Source organism: Kibdelosporangium persicum (assembly GCF_013280595.1).
Taxonomy (GTDB): domain Bacteria; phylum Actinomycetota; class Actinomycetes; order Mycobacteriales; family Pseudonocardiaceae; genus Kibdelosporangium; species Kibdelosporangium persicum.
The window spans coordinates 59,347-75,301 of sequence record NZ_JAAATY010000021.1; the positions used below are offsets into that span (position 1 = coordinate 59,347).

General features: G+C 69.0%; 16 protein-coding genes and 1 pseudogene. 6 read left to right on the top strand and 11 right to left on the bottom strand.

Annotation, left to right across the window (positions count from 1 at the left end; genetic code table 11):
• Positions 1 to 13 precede the first annotated feature (13 nt).
• Positions 14 to 703 (bottom strand): response regulator, encoded by a 690-nt coding sequence (locus GC106_RS30935; protein ID WP_173137955.1) that lies wholly within the window; start codon positions 701 to 703, stop codon positions 14 to 16.
• Entirely contained in the window at positions 700 to 1,878 is a 1,179-nt protein-coding gene (locus GC106_RS30940; RefSeq protein WP_173137957.1) for a sensor histidine kinase, read from the bottom strand. The genes GC106_RS30935 and GC106_RS30940 overlap by 4 nt, the downstream gene beginning before the upstream one ends.
• Positions 1,879 to 2,054: 176 nt before the next feature.
• Here GC106_RS30940 and GC106_RS30945 point away from each other — a divergent pair, with 176 nt between their 5' ends.
• The gene (locus tag GC106_RS30945) at positions 2,055 to 2,666 is read left to right on the top strand and encodes a DNA-binding response regulator (RefSeq protein ID WP_173137959.1); all 612 of its coding nucleotides are present in this window, start codon (positions 2,055 to 2,057) and stop codon (positions 2,664 to 2,666) included.
• Positions 2,667 to 2,772: 106 nt separating this feature from the next.
• On the opposite strand, the gene GC106_RS30950 is transcribed toward GC106_RS30945, so the two are convergent.
• The 7 genes and pseudogenes from GC106_RS30950 to GC106_RS30985 form a co-directional block, all read right to left on the bottom strand.
• The gene (locus GC106_RS30950; protein WP_173137961.1) at positions 2,773 to 3,513 is read right to left on the bottom strand and encodes a phosphoglyceromutase; all 741 of its coding nucleotides are present in this window, start codon (positions 3,511 to 3,513) and stop codon (positions 2,773 to 2,775) included.
• Positions 3,514 to 3,905: 392 nt separating this feature from the next.
• Positions 3,906 to 4,814: pseudogene (locus tag GC106_RS48170) on the bottom strand (DUF4349 domain-containing protein).
• A 46-nt stretch (positions 4,815 to 4,860) separates the two neighbouring features.
• On the bottom strand, positions 4,861 to 5,370 hold the full coding sequence (locus tag GC106_RS30965) for a type III secretion system chaperone family protein (RefSeq protein ID WP_173137967.1): 510 nt from the start codon (positions 5,368 to 5,370) through the stop codon (positions 4,861 to 4,863).
• Positions 5,367 to 6,593: a D-inositol-3-phosphate glycosyltransferase gene (gene mshA / locus GC106_RS30970; RefSeq protein WP_246367163.1), complete on the bottom strand. Its 1,227-nt coding sequence runs from the start codon at positions 6,591 to 6,593 to the stop codon at positions 5,367 to 5,369. Before mshA ends, GC106_RS30965 begins: the two co-directional genes overlap by 4 nt.
• A 56-nt stretch (positions 6,594 to 6,649) precedes the next feature.
• Positions 6,650 to 7,516, bottom strand: coding sequence for an alpha/beta fold hydrolase (locus GC106_RS30975; RefSeq protein WP_312873004.1), 867 nt, complete (start codon positions 7,514 to 7,516; stop codon positions 6,650 to 6,652).
• Positions 7,489 to 8,661, bottom strand: a complete 1,173-nt coding sequence (locus GC106_RS30980) for a L,D-transpeptidase (protein WP_173137969.1) — start codon at positions 8,659 to 8,661, stop codon at positions 7,489 to 7,491. The genes GC106_RS30975 and GC106_RS30980 overlap by 28 nt, the downstream gene beginning before the upstream one ends.
• A gap of 78 nt (positions 8,662 to 8,739) precedes the next feature.
• Entirely contained in the window at positions 8,740 to 9,828 is a 1,089-nt protein-coding gene (locus tag GC106_RS30985; RefSeq protein ID WP_312873006.1) for a UDP-N-acetylmuramate dehydrogenase, read from the bottom strand.
• Positions 9,829 to 9,853: 25 nt separating this feature from the next.
• Between GC106_RS30985 and GC106_RS30990 the strand changes: the two genes are divergently transcribed.
• From GC106_RS30990 to purU, 4 genes are read left to right on the top strand one after another with little or no spacing between them, the layout of a single operon-like run.
• Entirely contained in the window at positions 9,854 to 10,345 is a 492-nt protein-coding gene (locus GC106_RS30990) for a DUF2505 domain-containing protein (protein WP_173137973.1), read from the top strand.
• The gene (locus GC106_RS30995; protein WP_173137974.1) at positions 10,324 to 11,133 is read left to right on the top strand and encodes a class I SAM-dependent methyltransferase; all 810 of its coding nucleotides are present in this window, start codon (positions 10,324 to 10,326) and stop codon (positions 11,131 to 11,133) included. The genes GC106_RS30990 and GC106_RS30995 overlap by 22 nt, the downstream gene beginning before the upstream one ends.
• Positions 11,134 to 11,143: 10 nt before the next feature.
• Complete coding sequence (locus GC106_RS31000; protein ID WP_312873007.1) at positions 11,144 to 11,881, top strand: maleylpyruvate isomerase family mycothiol-dependent enzyme; 738 nt, start codon at positions 11,144 to 11,146, stop codon at positions 11,879 to 11,881.
• Between the two features lie 14 nt (positions 11,882 to 11,895).
• Positions 11,896 to 12,756 (top strand): formyltetrahydrofolate deformylase, encoded by an 861-nt coding sequence (gene purU / locus GC106_RS31005; protein WP_173137976.1) that lies wholly within the window; start codon positions 11,896 to 11,898, stop codon positions 12,754 to 12,756.
• Positions 12,757 to 12,770: 14 nt separating this feature from the next.
• Here the strand turns inward: purU and GC106_RS31010 are convergent, their stop codons facing one another.
• Both GC106_RS31010 and GC106_RS31015 read right to left on the bottom strand, forming a co-directional pair.
• Positions 12,771 to 13,769: an NADP-dependent oxidoreductase gene (locus GC106_RS31010; RefSeq protein WP_173137978.1), complete on the bottom strand. Its 999-nt coding sequence runs from the start codon at positions 13,767 to 13,769 to the stop codon at positions 12,771 to 12,773.
• Positions 13,766 to 14,647 (bottom strand): fumarylacetoacetate hydrolase family protein, encoded by an 882-nt coding sequence (locus GC106_RS31015; protein ID WP_312873009.1) that lies wholly within the window; start codon positions 14,645 to 14,647, stop codon positions 13,766 to 13,768. The genes GC106_RS31010 and GC106_RS31015 overlap by 4 nt, the downstream gene beginning before the upstream one ends.
• Before the next feature lie 109 nt (positions 14,648 to 14,756).
• On the opposite strand from GC106_RS31015, the gene GC106_RS31020 reads away from it, so the two are divergent.
• The gene (locus GC106_RS31020; RefSeq protein WP_173137990.1) at positions 14,757 to 15,857 is read left to right on the top strand and encodes an LOG family protein; all 1,101 of its coding nucleotides are present in this window, start codon (positions 14,757 to 14,759) and stop codon (positions 15,855 to 15,857) included.
• The last annotated feature ends 98 nt before the right edge of the window (positions 15,858 to 15,955 follow it).

Consider the following 15,955-nt stretch of genomic DNA (forward strand, 5'->3'; position numbering starts at 1 on the left):
TGGCACATGCTCGTCAGGACTCGAATTTGTACCCAAGGCCCCGGACGGTGACCAGGTGGCGCGGGGAGGACGGGTCCGGTTCGATCTTCGAGCGCAGCCGCTTGACGTGCACGTCCAGCGTCTTGGTGTCGCCGACGTAGTCCGCGCCCCAGACCCGGTCGATCAGCTGGCCGCGGGTCAGCACCCGGCCGACGTTGCGCAGCAGGTACTCGAGCAGGTCGAACTCCTTGAGCGGCAACGACACCTCGGCGCCGTCCACGGTCACCACGTGCCGTTCGACGTCCATCCGGACCGGGCCGGCGGCGAGGACCTGCGGCAACAGTTCGTTCTCGGGGCCGCCCTCGCCGCCGCGGCGCAGCACGGCACGAACGCGCGCGATCAGCTCACGCGCCGAGTACGGCTTGGTGACGTAGTCGTCGGCGCCCAGTTCCAGGCCGACGACCTTGTCGATCTCGCTGTCCCGGGCGGTGACCATGATCACCGGGACGGCCGAGCGCTGGCGCAGCGCCTTGCACACGTCGGTGCCGCTCATGCCGGGCAGCATCAGGTCGAGCAGGACGATGTCGGCGCCGTTGCGGTCGAACTCCTCGAGCGCCTGCTGACCGGTGCCGGCGACGGCCGCGGTGAAGCCTTCCTTGCGCAGCAGGAAGGCGAGCGGGTCGGCGAAGGACTCCTCGTCCTCGACAATGAGAACCCTCGTCACAGCGCTCCTCCAGTTTCGATTTCCGTGCTCGGCGCGGGTATGCGCGCGAGGACTCGTTCTCCGGTCGCCCGTCGTGCCGGGATGCGGAGAGTGAACGTGGAGCCCGTCCCCGGTTTGCTCCACAGCTTGACCTCGCCGCCGTGGTTGGCGGCGACGTGCTTGACGATCGCCAGGCCCAGGCCGGTGCCGCCGGTGACCCGCGAGCGGGCCTTGTCGACCCGGTAGAACCGCTCGAACACGCGCTGCTGGTGGTCGTCGGCGATGCCGATGCCCCGGTCGGTCACGGCGATCTCGACGTACCCGTCGTGCATCCGGCGGCTGATCGACACCGGGCTGCCGGGCGGTGAGTAGGCGACGGCGTTTTCCAGCAGGTTGCTCAGCGCGGTGACCAGCAGCGTGCGGTCGCCGTCGACGAGCAGGCCGCTGGGTTCGTCGGTGGCGATCTCCACCCCGCTGGACTCCAGCGTGAACGTGACCCGGCCGAGTGCCTCCTGCACGACCGCGTCCACGTCGACGGCGTTGAGCTCCGGCAGTTTCTCCGCCCCGGTCAGCCGGGAGAGCGCGATCAACTCGGTGACGAGCGTGCCCAGCCGGGTCGCCTCGCGCAGGATCTTGCCGCCGAAGCGGCGGACGTGCTCGGCGTCGTCGGCCGCGTCCAGCACGGCCTCGGCGAGCAGGGCCATCGCGCCGACCGGGGTCTTGAGCTCGTGGCTGACGTTGGCGACGAAGTCGCGCCTGGTCGCCTCCAGCCGCACGGACTCCGACTCGTCGGCCGCGTCCACCACCGTGAAGCCCTCGACCAGCGGACGGATCTCGGCGCGGACGGCCTCCGGCTGCCGTCCCCGGGTCTCCAGGGGCGTCAGGTCGATCTCGATCGGCTCGCCGCTCTCGGCGACGCTCTCGGCGGCCTTGCGGGCCCGGTCGTCGAGTCTGTTGTTGTGCACGACCCCGAGCTCGGCGGCGCGGGGGTTGTAGAGCACGACTCCCCCGAACGGGTTCACCACGGCTACGCCGTTGCGGGAGTCATGGACGATTTGCTGGATCAGATCGGCCACCGTCGGACCCGACGGCCCGCGGGCCGCCGCGCGGCTGCGAGCCCGGCCGACGAAGTAACCGACGATGCCGCCGATCAGCAGCGCGCAGATCGACAAGGCCAGGTAGGCCGGTGCGGTCACAGCCGAATGGTAAGCAGCCGGGGGGCCGATTGTCCTAGTCCGAAGTGGCCTTCCGTGATCCCCGCGACACCGTTCGGCCCGAAGTTCGTCCGGAGGTCAGTCCCAGTTCACCCAATCGTGTCCAAAAGACCAGCCGTTGACGTAGCGGGGTCGGCGAGACAAGACTCAGAAGCCTCATGGAGACACGTGCTGGAGTCGTCGTGCTACGCGGGCACCGCGAGCTGTACGAGCGCACGTGGCACCTGTTCGACAAGGCCCGGGAAGTGACGTTCGCCGCGAGTGACGTGCGCACATGGGCCTCGCACAACCAGCCGCCGATGCAGGGCCGGATCCGCAAGCTCTACCGGCCGGGGGTGCTCCTGGACCCGACGAGCGCGCAGCACGCGCGGCACGTGGCGGCCACCGGGGCGCAGGTGCGGATCACGACGAGTGACCTGAACGAGACGATCATCGTCGACCGCCGGGTGGCGATCCTCGCGGGCGACGACCGGACGTTCACGGTCGTCTGGATCCCGAACGTGGTGCAGGCGGTGCTGACCCTGTTCAACACGGTCTGGAGCCAGTCGAAGAGCCTGGCCGACTACGAGCGCGCGTACGGCGACCTGTGGGAAATCGCACCCCGCATCCTGGAGCTGCTCGGCTCCGGCGCCCCGGACACACGAGCCGCGAAGGCGATGGGGATGCCGTTGCGGATCTACCGGCGCCGGGTGAACGACCTGCTGGCCACCCTGGGCGCCGATTCCCGGTTCCAGGCCGGAGCCCGGGCCCGGGAGCTGGGCCTGATCTGACCGGAACACGCGTTCCTGTCGCGCCGTGCGCAAGCACAGCGAAGGCCTCGTCTGTGCTTGCGCGTGCCTCTGGGACGCGTCCGCGGTTCGCTGGGCGCCGGGCGGGTCAGCGGCCCTGGTTGGCCACGGCCTTGATCGCGTCGGCCGCCGCGTCCGGGTCCAGGTACGTTCCGCCCGCGGTCACCGGCTTCAGGTCGTCGTCCAGGTCGTAGCGCAGCGGGATGCCGGTCGGGATGTTCAGGCCGGCGATCGCTTCCTCGGAGATCCCGTCGAGGTGCTTGACCAGAGCGCGCAACGAGTTGCCGTGCGCGGCGAGCAGCACGGTCTTGCCCGCGCGCAGGTCGGGGACGACGGCTGATTCCCAGTACGGCAGGAATCGGGCGACGACGTCCTTCAGGCACTCCGTGCGCGGCACCTCGATGTCCGTGTACCGGGTGTCGGCGTCCTGGCTGAACTCCGAGCCCAGCTCGATCGGCGGCGGCGGGGTGTCGTAGCTGCGGCGCCAGAGCATGAACTGCTCCTCGCCGAACTCGTCCAGGGTCTGCTTCTTGTTCTTGCCCTGCAACGCTCCGTAGTGGCGCTCGTTCAGGCGCCAGTCACGGCGCACCGGGATCCAGTGCCGGTCCGCCACGTCGAGCGCGATGTTGGCGGTCGAGATCGCCCGCCGCAGCAACGAGGTGTGCACGATGTCGGGCAGGATGTCCGCGTCACGCAGCAGCTGGCCGCCGCGCTCGGCCTCCTTGACACCCTTCTCGGACAAGGGGACGTCCACCCATCCGGTGAACAGGTTCTGTGCGTTCCACACGCTCTCGCCGTGGCGGAGCAACACCAGGGTTCCGACTGACATACCGCAGAGCCTGCCAGATCCGCCGGGTTTCACCCGAACAGGTGTGCGCGGGCAACGCCTTTCGGCGCACCGGCCCACAGCCAGTTGTCCACCGGGCCGTGTCCGAAACAGAACTGTGACTTCTTTTCCCGGTTAAAACCCGAATGGGTTAAGCGCCAGGCTTGCTCTCGCCCGTGCGTTCTGCCAAGTTGACAAAGCTTCCACCGACCGGCTCCCACGCACTCCCCGGTCGGCCGGAGGCGGACGCGGCTCGTCTCCCCTGTCGAGCCGCACCCCGCTGGGGACGCTGGGGTGCCCCCCGCCCCACGCGTACGGTGCGGGACTTGCGTCACAGGGCGGCCTGAGAACGCGACTCCCCCTCGCTCGGGCCGTCCTGTGACGATGCCTTGGCCTCAAGCACTTTCCGTGACCGGCGTGGCCGGTTTCCTACGCCTGCGTCGGAAGTAGAGCGCCAGACCGGCCGGTATGCCGAAGGCCACCAGGAACGGCAGCAGCACGCCGAACACCCGGGTCACCCCGGTGAAGAAGTCCCCGAACGCGCCCCAGCCCTCGGACAGTCCGTCGAAGAAGCCGGGGCCTGCGGCCTCGACCGGCACGGGCGGCGGCGCGTTCTCCCTGCCGAACTGAAGCGTCACTGTGGACAGTGCGACCTTGCCGGTGAGCGCGTCGCGCCTGCTCTGCAACGACTCCAGGTCGCTCTGCCGGCGCGTCAGCTCGCTTTCGATCTGCGCGATCTCCGAGACACTCGACGCGCGGGCCAGCAGCGCCTGCATCCGGGTGACGCTCTCACGCTAGGTGGCCACCCGGGATTCGAGGTCGACGACCTGTTCGGTGACGTCCTCGGCCTGTTTGTGCTGGACCTTGATGGTGCCGAGGTCGGCGAGCTGCCGCAGCGCCGCGTCGAACCTGTCCGCCGGGATACGCAGCGTGATGGACGCCTTGTCGCCCCGGGACTCCTCCTGCCCGGTGAACCCCTGGTTGCTCGTGGCGATCGAACGGGCCGCGGTGACGGCCTCGAACGTGTCCTTCACGGTCATCTCGATCCGCGCGGTCTGCACGAGCTTGCGTTCCTGCACCGGCGCGGGCGGTTGCTGCTCCTGCTTCGGAGCCTCCTGTTGCGCCCCGCCGCCGCCCGCGGGCGCACCACCCGAACCAGGTCCGGCGGCGTTGTTCGGCTGCGCCGGCGCGGCGATCCCCGCGGCCGATCCGGCGTCACCACCGCTACTGGAACAAGCCGTCAACCCCAGAAGCAGAGCCACCCCCGCGACCGAGACGGACAAGCCACTCTTTCGTCTGCTCATGCACCCCAGACGGAAGGCCGGCGGACGCGCGTTGGCCGGACCGGGGTCACGAGTCGGACACCCTCTGGTCACCGTCCGGCTTCGCCAGATGCTCGAACGCCTTCAGGTTGGCCAGCGACTCGCCGCGGGAGGTCCGCCACTCCCATTCGCGCTTGATGGACGTGGCGAAGCCGATCTCCAGCAGCACGTTGAAGTCGCCGTCCGCGGCCTCCAGCACCTGACCGAGCAGCCGGTCCAGTTCGTCCGGTGTGACCGCGTGCAGGCCGATCCGGCCGAGCAGGTAGATGTCGCCGACACTGTCGATCGTGTAGTGCACGCCGTAGAGCTTGGCGTTGCGGCGCAACAGGAAGCGGTAGACCTCCTGGTGCGCCTCGTCCGGGCGGCGACAGACGAACGCCTCCACCACCAGCGCGTGCTCGCCGACGATCAGCCAGCAGTTGGTCTGGAGTTTCTTCGTGCCGGGCAGGGTCACGAAGAACTTGCCGGGCTCCGGGCGGTCGTAGGCGATCTCCCGCTCGTCCAAAGTGGACTTGATCACTTCGTCCACATCGGTCACGACGCCACCTCCGCCTGGTCCTGCACCTCCCGGAACGCTACCGCAGCCCGCATGTACGCGCCGATCAGCTCGTCGGTCGTGTGGTCCCACGAGAACGCCCGCGCGTGGTTCACCGCTCCCGCCGACAACGTCGCGTGCAGGTCCGGACAACTCAAGCGCGCCAACGCGTTCGCCCATTCGACCGAAGAATGCCCAGGCACGAGCAATCCGGACACACCGTCGTTCACCGCGACGCGCAGGCCGCCGACGTCCGTGGCCACGACAGGCGTGCCACATGCTTGCGCCTCAACGGCCACGAGCCCGAAGGACTCGTTGTGACTCGGCACCGCAACGGCATCCGCGGCACGGTAGACCTGCGCCAACGAGGGACCGGGAAGCGGCGGCAGGAACCGCACGACATCCTGGATTCCCAGGTGTACGGCCAACTCCTGCAACGCGCGGGGCTGTTCCAGACCGGTGCCCGACGGTCCGCCGACCACCAGGACGACGAGCTTGGACCGGTCGGCGAGTCCCTGGGACAGCAGTTCCGCGGCGGCGTGCAGCAGGACGTCCGGCGCCTTCAACGGCTGGATCCGGCCGACGAACGCGAACACCGTGGCGTCGGGCGCGATCCCGAGGAACGACCGCGCTTCGCGCCGCGAGCCGGGGGTGAACTGCCTGAGGTCCACGCCGGGCAGGACCGTGCTGACCTTGGCCGGGTCGGCGTCGTACCGGCGGATCAGGTCGTGGGCCTCCGCCTCGGTGTTGGCCACGAGGCTGTCCGCCTGGTCGACGACCTGCTGCTCACCGATCTCACGCAGCCGCGGCTCCGGTGTGTCGCCTTCGGCGAGGGCCGCGTTCTTCACCCGGGCCAACGTGTGCGCCGTGTGCACGAGCGGAACGCCCCAGCGGTCCCGGGCCAGCCAGCCGACCTGCCCGGAGAGCCAGTAGTGCGAGTGCACGAGGTCGTAGAAACCGGGCTCGTTGTTCGCCTCGGTCCGCAACACCGCCGCGGTGAAGGCGCACAGCTGCGCCGGTAGCTCACTGCGGTCGAGCGTCTCGTACGGCCCGGCGTGCACGTGCCGGACGAGCACGCCCGGCGCCAGTTCGGCCACCGGGGGCAGTTCGGACGAGGTGGCCCGCGTGAAGACCTCGACCTCGATGCCGCGCTCGGCCATCCGGGTGGCGGTCTGGGCGATGTACACGTTCATGCCACCCGCGTCGCCCGTCCCAGGCTGCTCCAACGGCGAAGTGTGCACCGACAGCAGCGCGACACGGCGGGGAGGCCGAAGCCATCGAGTCACTCCGAAGCCCCCATGACCCGATCCGTGAACTCCAGCAACATCTCGTCGAACTCCTCAGTGCGTTCGGCGAAGGGCATGTGCCCGGTCTTGGGAAACCAACGCAGTTCGGCGCCGGGAATCTTCCCGGATGTGTACTCCGCCACACTGGGGTCGACAACGGCGTCCAACTGCCCGTGCGCCACCAGCGTCGGCACGTTGATCAGCTGGAGCACTCCTGAGCTGTCGAAATCCCGCCGGAACATGGCTCGCCGGACCTCCCACGGCACCCGCAGCGCGTCGCCGACGATCCGCTGGCTCAGCTCACCCGGCAGGTGCGTCTCGGCCATTCCCCGGACGAACTCGGTGAACCCCCTGGCGGCCATGTCGAGGTCCTCCAGGTTGACGTACGGCACCACCGCCCGCATCGCGGTCCCCGGCCCGGCGCCCGGCCGGTCACGGCCGACCTCGGTGGCGGCCGAGGCGAACACGATCCCGGCCAGGTCCTGGTCGCCGAACGAACGCAGGTAGTCGGTGATCACCGCGCCGCCGTACGACCAGCCGACCAGCACGACGGGCCTGCCGACCAGGTCGATCACGGCGGCGACGTCGTCGGCCCACGCTTCGGCGTCGCTGTAGCCGCCGTCCGGGTCCGGCACGTCCGACGCGCCGTGGCCACGCAGGTCAGGCGCGGCGAGCCGGTACTTGCCGGTCAGCTTCGGATCCGCCAGCTGAGCCGACCACGCGGCGCTGGACTGTGCCCAGCCGTGCAGCAGCACGATCGCCGGGGCACCGGGCGGACCGGCCGTGCGCACCGCCAGCCGGACCCCGTTGCCCCCGACGACCTGGTGCAGGGTGGTTATTTGATCGCTGACATGCTCTTCCACTTGTCCCACGAGAACAGCCAATCATTGACGTCCGATGTCGTGGGGAAATTCGCCTGCGATCCGGTGATTTCCACCGGATCGCCGATCAGCACCGCGTCGAACACCGCCTTGGCGTCGGCCTCGAACAGGTTCACACAGCCGTGCGACGTGTTGGCCTTGCCGATGTTGGCGCGGTTCTCCTCGTTCTCGTGGATGAACTCGCCATGGTTGGAGATCCGCACGGCCCACTTCTTCTTGACGTTGGTGTAGCCGTAGCGCGGGTTGGAGAAGTCGCCGACCTCTTCCTTGGCCATCACGATGACCGTGCCGTTCGGCGTGTTCAGGTTCGGGTCGGCGTCCTTGCCGTTGCTCGCCGGGTACGTCGCGGCCAGCGCGCCGTCCCGGTAGACCTTGAGGTTGTGGTCCGGCGTGTGGACCTTCAGCACCTGGTTGCGGCCGATCTTGAACTTGCTGGTCACGTCCGCGCGGCCGTACCCGTTGCCGTAGTTCACGCCGTAGAGGCTGGCCGAGACGCTGACCTGCGTGTTGGCCGGCCAGTACTCCTTGGGCCGCCAGTCCACCTGGGTCGCCGATAACCATGCCCACGACCCCTCGACCTTGGTCGGCGAGGTCTCGACCTTCAACGCCTTCTCGGCGGCGGCCTTGTCCTTCGGCGCGGTGTCGAACTTCACGCTGATCGGCATGCCCACGCCGACCGTGGCGTTGTCCACCGGGTTGACCGTGGCCCTGATCTGCTTGGCCGGGGTCATCGTGGTGAAGCTGCCCTTGAGCTCGACGTCCTTGTTGTCGGTGCCCTTTGCCTTCGCGGCGTACGTGTAGGTCTTGCCGTAGCCGAGCTTCTCGGTGTTGGTCCAGCTCAGCTTGTCGGCCGCGATCTCGCCCTTGACCTGCTTGCCCTCCGTGTTGGTCAGCGTGGCCTCGGTGAGCGTGCCCTCGGTCACCGAGATCCTGACCGGCTTGAGGACCTCGACGTCCTTGGCGTCGGCGGCCGGATCGGCGACGATCTTCGCCTTCGGGGCCCCACCGTCTCCGGGAGCCTCACCCACGGCGTTGGGATGGCCTTCCTCCGTCGAGGAACAGCCTGCGACTGCGAGTACGGCGGAGAGAAGAAACGCGCTGATTACCGTTCTTCGTCCTGCCCGCACGTCAACCTCCGTCTAAGTCCGTCCATCTACCAGTAAGGACGCACCCAGAGGCATCCGGTGTGCCGAAAGTGACTCCGGTCACAGTGTGACGCCCACCAACACCGGCTCTGCCTCAAGCAGTACGCCGAAAACCCTGTGCACCCCGTCGCGGACTTCCCTGGCCAACGACACCAGATCCGCTGTCGTGCCGTCGCCCCGGTTGGTCAGCGCCAGCGTGTGGCTGTGCGACAGGGACACACGGTTCCCAGGTCCTGGATACCCCTTCGCGAAGCCCGCACGCTCGATCAGCCACGCGGCCGACAGCTTTCCGCCACCGTCCGCCGGGTACTGCGGGATGCGCACGTCCGTGCCGACGTGTGCGGCGATCCGGGCGAGCGCCTCGTCGAGTTCGTCGTGCGACAGCACCGGGTTGGTGAAGAACGAGCCCGCGCTCCACGTGTCGTGGTCGTCCTCGTCGAGCACCATTCCCTTGCCGCGCCTCAGGTCCAGCACGGACTGACGGACCCGCTCGACGGGCGCGCGTTCACCCGGCGCGACCCCGAGGGTGTTGGCCAGTTCGGCGTACCGGATCGGCGCGGACATGCCCGTGTCGGCCAGTTCGAACCGCACACGCAGCACGACCGCGCGGTTGGTGCCCTTCAACACACTCGTGCGGTAGGCCAGGCCGAGCTGGTCGGGCGTGAGCGTCCGGACCTCACCACTGGCACGGTCGAGCAGGTCGACGGACACCAGCAGCTCGGACACCTCGACGCCGTACGCGCCGACGTTCTGCACCGGCGTGGCGCCGACCAGACCGGGGATGCCCGACAGGCATTCCAGCCCGCCCAGGCCCGCGGAGACGGTCTTGGCGACGACGTCGTCCCAGTTCTCACCCGCCTCGGCGGTGAGCTGCACGACACCGGCCGACGTGGAGTCCATGCCGACGCCCTTGGTGGCGATGTGCACCACTGTTCCGTCGAAGCCCTCGTCGGCGACCAGCACGTTCGACCCGCCGCCGAGCACCAGCAGCGGCTCGCCCGCCGCGTCGGCCGCACGGACCGCGTCGATCACCTCACGCGCGGTTCTCGCTTCGATGAATCTCGTGGCCGGGCCGCCAAGGCGTAGCGTCGTGTAGCCGCTCAGCTCAACCGCTGAACGGACGTGGATGCCGGGAGGCGAGGTCGTCACGGGCGTCAACGGTAACCTCCGGTTCATGCCTAGCCGTATGGAGCACCGGGCGAGGTTCGCCGCCCCTGCCGAATCCGTGTACGCCGCGGTCGTCGATCCGGCGTTCCTGACCGACCGGCTCGATGCTCTCGGCGGCAACAACGCCTCCGTCGTGAACCGCACGGAGTCGGCACAGGCCACGACGTTCGAGGTCCGCCAGGGGCTTGCCGCGGAACATCTTCCCTCAGCTGTGCGCACCCTGCTGAAGGGCGACCTGGTCGTTCACCGTACTGAGACCTGGCGGCCGGACGGGACCGGCACCGTCAAGGCCGCCGTGCAGGGCGTTCCCGGCGAGATCGACGGCACCATGCGGCTGTCCGACGTGGACGGCGGCGCGGAGTGGGTGACCTCGCTGACGGTCAAGGTGAGCATCCCGCTGGTCGGCGGCAAGATCGAGAAGTCGATCGGCGACCAGGTGCTGAAACTGCTGGCCAGCGAGGCCGCGTTCACCGAGAAATGGCTCGCACACCGCGGCTAGCCGCGGGCCGGGCCCGCGCGCTCGGCGTACCCACGCGCGGCACCACGAACCCGAACCGGCTGCGCAAAGTGGACCGGTGGATGACCGGGACACCGTGGGTCGCCTCGGTACTGCGCGACGCGCCCGATCCGCTCGTGGTCGACCTCGGCTACGGCTCGTCACCCGTGACCACGGTCGAGCTCGCGTCGCGGCTTGCCGTCGTCCGGTCCGACGTCCGCGTGCTCGGGCTGGAGCTCGATCCGGACCGGGTCGAGGCGGGCAAGGCCGCGGCCGACCCGCCACGGCTGGACTTCCGGCGCGGTGGTTTCGAACTGGCCGGGGCACGCCCGGTGCTGCTGCGTGCGTTCAACGTGTTGCGCCAGTACACCGAGGCAGACGCGGCTGACGCGTGGCAGGCCATGTTGTCCCGGCTGGCTCCCGGCGGGTTGCTCGTCGAGGGCACGTGCGACGAGATCGGCAGGCGTTGCTGCTGGGTGACGTTGTCCGTGGCCGGCCCGTTCGCGTTCACGTTGGCGTGCCTGCCTTCCGACATCTCACAGCCGTCCGATTTGGCCGAACGGCTGCCGAAGTCGTTGATCCACCGCAACATCCCGGGTGAACGGATTCACGACCTGCTCAAGGCCATGGACGCGCACTGGGCGGCGGCCGCCCCGGTGAGCCCCTACGGCCCACGGGCGCGCTGGGTCGAGACGATCAGCCGGCTTTCGTCGGACGACTGGCCGGTGCTGGACACCAGGCGGCGGTGGCGAATGGGCGAGGTCACCCTCTCGTGGTCGATGTTCCACTAGGCTCCGGTGAGTGGATCACGAGACGTACATCGCGCACATCGTGGAACAATCCGAGGCCCTGCAGGCGGCGGCGGTCGCGGCCGGGCCGTCGGCACCGGTGCCCACTTGTCCGAAGTGGACAGTTCAGGACCTGGTCAGGCACATCGCACGCGTCCACGCCTGGGTGTGTGAGTCGCTGAAGCGCACCCCGGCGGACGCCCGCCCCGACGCCCCGGTGGCCCCGAAGGACTGGGACGAGCTGCTCAGCTGGTGGGAGGGCGTGCGGACCGAGATGGTCACCACCCTCGGCGCGTCGGAGCCGGGCAAACCGGCCTGGGGCTTCCTTCCCGAGCTGGGATCGTACGGCTGGTGGGCACGCCGCCAGGCGCATGAGACGGCGATCCACCGCCTGGACGCCGAACACGCCCGTTCGGAGAACGTGCCGACGCTGCTGTTCGACTCCGAGCTCGCCGCCGACGGCATCGACGAGGTCCTCACCGTGCTGTCGCCGGCTCTCGCGAGGGTGAAGCGGCCCGAGGTGACCGTCGAGGGAACGCTCCTGGTGCACGCGGCGGACGCAGGCCGGGCGTGGATGGTGCACGCCCACGGCGGAGCGGTGGAGGTCGGCCCGGTCGAGGACTCCGCGACCGACGCCGACGCGAACCTGGCGGGCACGGCCGACGCGGTGTTCCGGGCGTGCTGGAAGCGGCCCAGCCACGCGATCCTGAACGGGCGGGAGGAGCTCATGCGGGCCGTCAACGGCGGCTGAGACAATCTCCAGTCATGACCCAGCCCGAACGCCGGTACGTGATCACCTTCGGCTGTCCCGACCGGACCGGCATCGTCGCCCGGATCTCCCAGTTCCTGGCGGACGCCGGTGGCTGGATCGTCGAGGCGGCGTACCACACCGACCAGGACACGGGCTGGTTCTTCACCCGCCAGGAAGTGCTGGCCGGCTCACTGCCCTTCGGCATGGACGCGCTGCGAGCCCAGTTCGCCGAAGTGGCGGCGGAGCTCGGTGGCGAGTGGACGGTCACCGACACGGGTGAGCGCCGCCGAGTCGTGATCCTGGTGTCGAAGGAAGGACACTGCCTGTACGACCTGCTCGGCAGGGTGGCGTCCGGTGAACTCGACATCGACATCCCAGCGGTGATCGGAAACCACACCGACCTGGCGGGCATCACCGAAGCGCACGGAATCCCGTTCCACCACGTCGAGTTCCCCCGTGAAGGCAAGGACGCGGCATTCGCGCGGGTACGCGAACTGGTCGCCGAGCACAACCCGCACGCGATAGTGCTCGCCAGGTTCATGCAGATCCTGCCGACCTCGTTGTGCGCGGAATGGTCGGGAAGGGCACTGAACATCCACCACAGCTTCCTGCCCTCGTTCGTCGGCGCGAAGCCCTACCACCAGGCCCACCAGCGCGGCGTCAAACTTGTCGGGGCCACGTGCCATTACGTGACCGCGGAGCTGGACGCCGGCCCGATCGTCGAGCAGGACGTGATCCGCGTTGGTCACGCGGACAGCATCCCGGACATGGTCCGCAAGGGCCGTGACATCGAGAAAGTAGTGCTCGCCCGTGGCCTTCGCTGGCACCTGGAGAACCGGGTCCTGGTCCACGGCAACAAAACAGTGGTGTTCTAGCCCGTCACGGTGTCCTAAAGCGACACAATCATCTTTCCGGTGTTCTTGCCCGACAACATGTCCATGAAGGCTTCCGGGGTGTGCTCGAAGCCTTCCACCACCGTCTCGGCGTACTTCAACCGGCCTGACCGCACCCATTCGCCTGCCTCGGCGATGAAGTCGCGCATCCGGTTGTAGTGGTCGGTCACGATGAATCCCTGCAACCGCAGGCGCCATCCGACGATGCGGAACATGTTGCGTGGGCCTGGCGGCGGTGAGGTCGCGTTGTAGCCGGAGATCGAGCCGCAGAGGGCCGCGCGGCCGTACTGGTTCATCGCTCCGATCGCGGCTTCGAGGTGGTCTCCGCCGACGTTGTCGAAGTAGACGTCGATGCCGTCCGGGGCCGCGGCCGCCAGTTGTCCGGCGACGGGGGCGTCCTTGTAGTTGAACGCCGCGTCGAAGCCGAGGTCCTCCTTGAGATAACGGACCTTCTCCGCCGTTCCGGCCGAGCCGACCACCCGGGCGGCGCCCCGGAGCCGGGCGATCTGACCGGCGATCGAACCGACCGCGCCCGCGGCTCCGGACACGAACACGTGATCACCGGGTTTGAGCGAAGCGATGTCCACGACGCCGACGTACGCGGTCAGTCCGGGCATGCCGAGTACGCCGAGATACGCGCTGAGCGGCGCCACCTCGGGGTCGACCTTCCGCGCTTCACGCGCTTGGGGCACCGCGTACTCTCGCCAGCCCAAGTTGTGCAACACGAAGTCGCCGGGCTGGAAATCGTCCACTGTGGAGGTCACGACCTCGCCGATCGCACCGCCCCACATCACTTCCCCGACGCGGTACGGCTCCGCGTAGGATTTCGCCTCGCTCATCCGGCCGCGCATGTACGGGTCGACGCTGAGCAGGACGTTTCGGACCAGCAGCTGCCCTGCGCCTGGCTCAGGGACGGCGACCTCGGCGACCTCGAAGTCGGACGGCTTCGGCTCACCCACCGGGCGGGCCGCGAGGCGGATCTCACGAGCGATCATGCCTCCACGCTATCCAGCCATTCCCGTGTCCGCAGCACGGTGTTGGTCAGGCTGCCGACGTTGGCGATCCGGATCTCGACGGTGTCGCCCGGTTTGAGGTCGAAGTCCAGGCCCGGCACGATCCCCGTGCCCGTCGACAGCACGGCGCCGTCCGGGAACCGCAGGTGGGACGTCAGGTACGGGACAAGCCCCGCAGCCGGGCGGTGGAACGACGCCGTCGACGTGTGCCCCTCGAACGCGACCGTGCCCGCGCGGTGCACCCACATGGAGATGGCCAGGTCGTCGATGCCGGTCAGCCACGCGGGCACGATCCCGGCCGAGATCGAGCAGCTGCCCGCGTAGATCTTGGCCTGCGGCAGGTAGAGCGGGTTGTCGCCTTCGATGGAGCGCGAGCTGACGTCGTTGACCACGACATATCCGGCGATCTCACCGTGCGCGTTGACCACCAGGCCGAGTTCCGGCTCCGGCACGTTGATCGTGGAGTCGTCGCGTACGGAGATCGGCTCGCCGTCGGTCACCACCCGCCACGCCGGTGCCTTGAAGAACAGCTCCGGCCGTTCGGCCTGGTAGATACGGTCGTACACGGTCGGCTCGCTGGTCTCCTCGACCCGGGCGTCGCGCGAGCGCTCGTACGTCACGCCGGCCGCCCAGACCTCCATCAGGCCGTCCACCGGGGCGAGCAGCCGGACGCTCTCGGCCGGGATCTCGGTGCTCGCACGCGCCACCATGTCACGCATGGTGTCGAGCGGGACGCCGAGCAGGTCCGCGATCCGCCACTCGCCGGGCAGGCGTCTGATCACCTCACCCTCGTGCAGTCCGATGTGGACTTGACCGTTCGGCTCCGCGAACCTGACCAGGCGGGTGCGAATGTGTTCCACCTGGCGAGCGTAACGCGAAATTTCCCCGCGGCGCCCCGGCCGGACGGCGGGAACGGTGTTGTGGCCCCAACCGCTCCGCCGCCGTCCGCCGCCGAAGTAAGCTGCCCGCGTGCGGACCGAGATCACCGACATCGAGGCGTTGCGCGATCACCGGGCGGCCGGTCACGATCTGCGCGACACCGTGCTGATCGGGCTGGACCTGACCGGCCACGGCGATCTGCTGCGCACCGCGCTGGACGGCGCCGTCCTGCTGGGCTGCGAGGTGCCGGACAGGACCAGGCGGCAGGCCGAGGCGGCCGGGGCGTTGATCTTCCCGGACATCCCCGACCTGCCGTACCACGTCTACCGGACCCGGCTGTACACCCCGGCCGAACTGTTCGACGGCTTCGACCCCGGACGCCCGGAAACCTACGCGGACACTCCGGACGCCCGGATCTACGAACACAGCAAGCAGCAGGGCCGATCACCAGATCCCTTGCACGCCTTGGCAGAGCGGCTGCACGACCACTCCATCACCACGGCACTGGCCGAAGTGCTGGCGACCTGCACACCGCCTCCCGTCGCCGTGATGGGAGGGCACGCGCTGACACGTGACTCCGAGGGCTATCGGGCCGCGATGCGGCTCGGCGCCGCGTTGGGCGTCGCCGGATTCACCGTGCTGACCGGTGGTGGACCGGGAGCGATGGAGGCGGTTCCGTACGGCGTCCGGATGCCGGACCACGTCGACGAACTGCACGCCGAACTGGCCAAGTCGCCGCGGTTCGGCGCGGACGCCGCCGCGATCGGCGAATGGCTCGCCACCGGACTGCGGCCGTCGCTGCCGGATTCCGAGCCGCTCACCATCGGCATTCCCACGTGGTTCTACGGCCACGAGCCGCCCAACCCGGCCTGTCACCTGCACGCCAAGTACTTCGCGAACTCCGTGCGCGAGGACGGTCTGCTGACCGTGGCGACCGGCGGTGTCGTGTACACGCCCGGCAGCGCGGGCACGGTCCAGGAGGTCTTCCAGGACTACACCCAGAACCACTACACGTCGATCGGCCCGGCGGCGCCGATGGTGTTCCTCGGCAAGCACTTCTGGACGACCGAAGTACCCGCCGCACCCCTGGTCCGGCAACTGGCCCGGGGACGCGACGCGGAGGAATGGATCCTGGTCACCGACGACGTCGACGAAGCCGTCGCCCTCCTACGGAAGTACTCAGCGACCTAGGTCGTGTTTCGAATGTCCCGGTCGATGAGAGTCTGCCCCGGCCGGAGGCCGGAATCGGCTCGGTGGGGCGGTTCCTGGCGTCGCCGCGGGATCGCCGC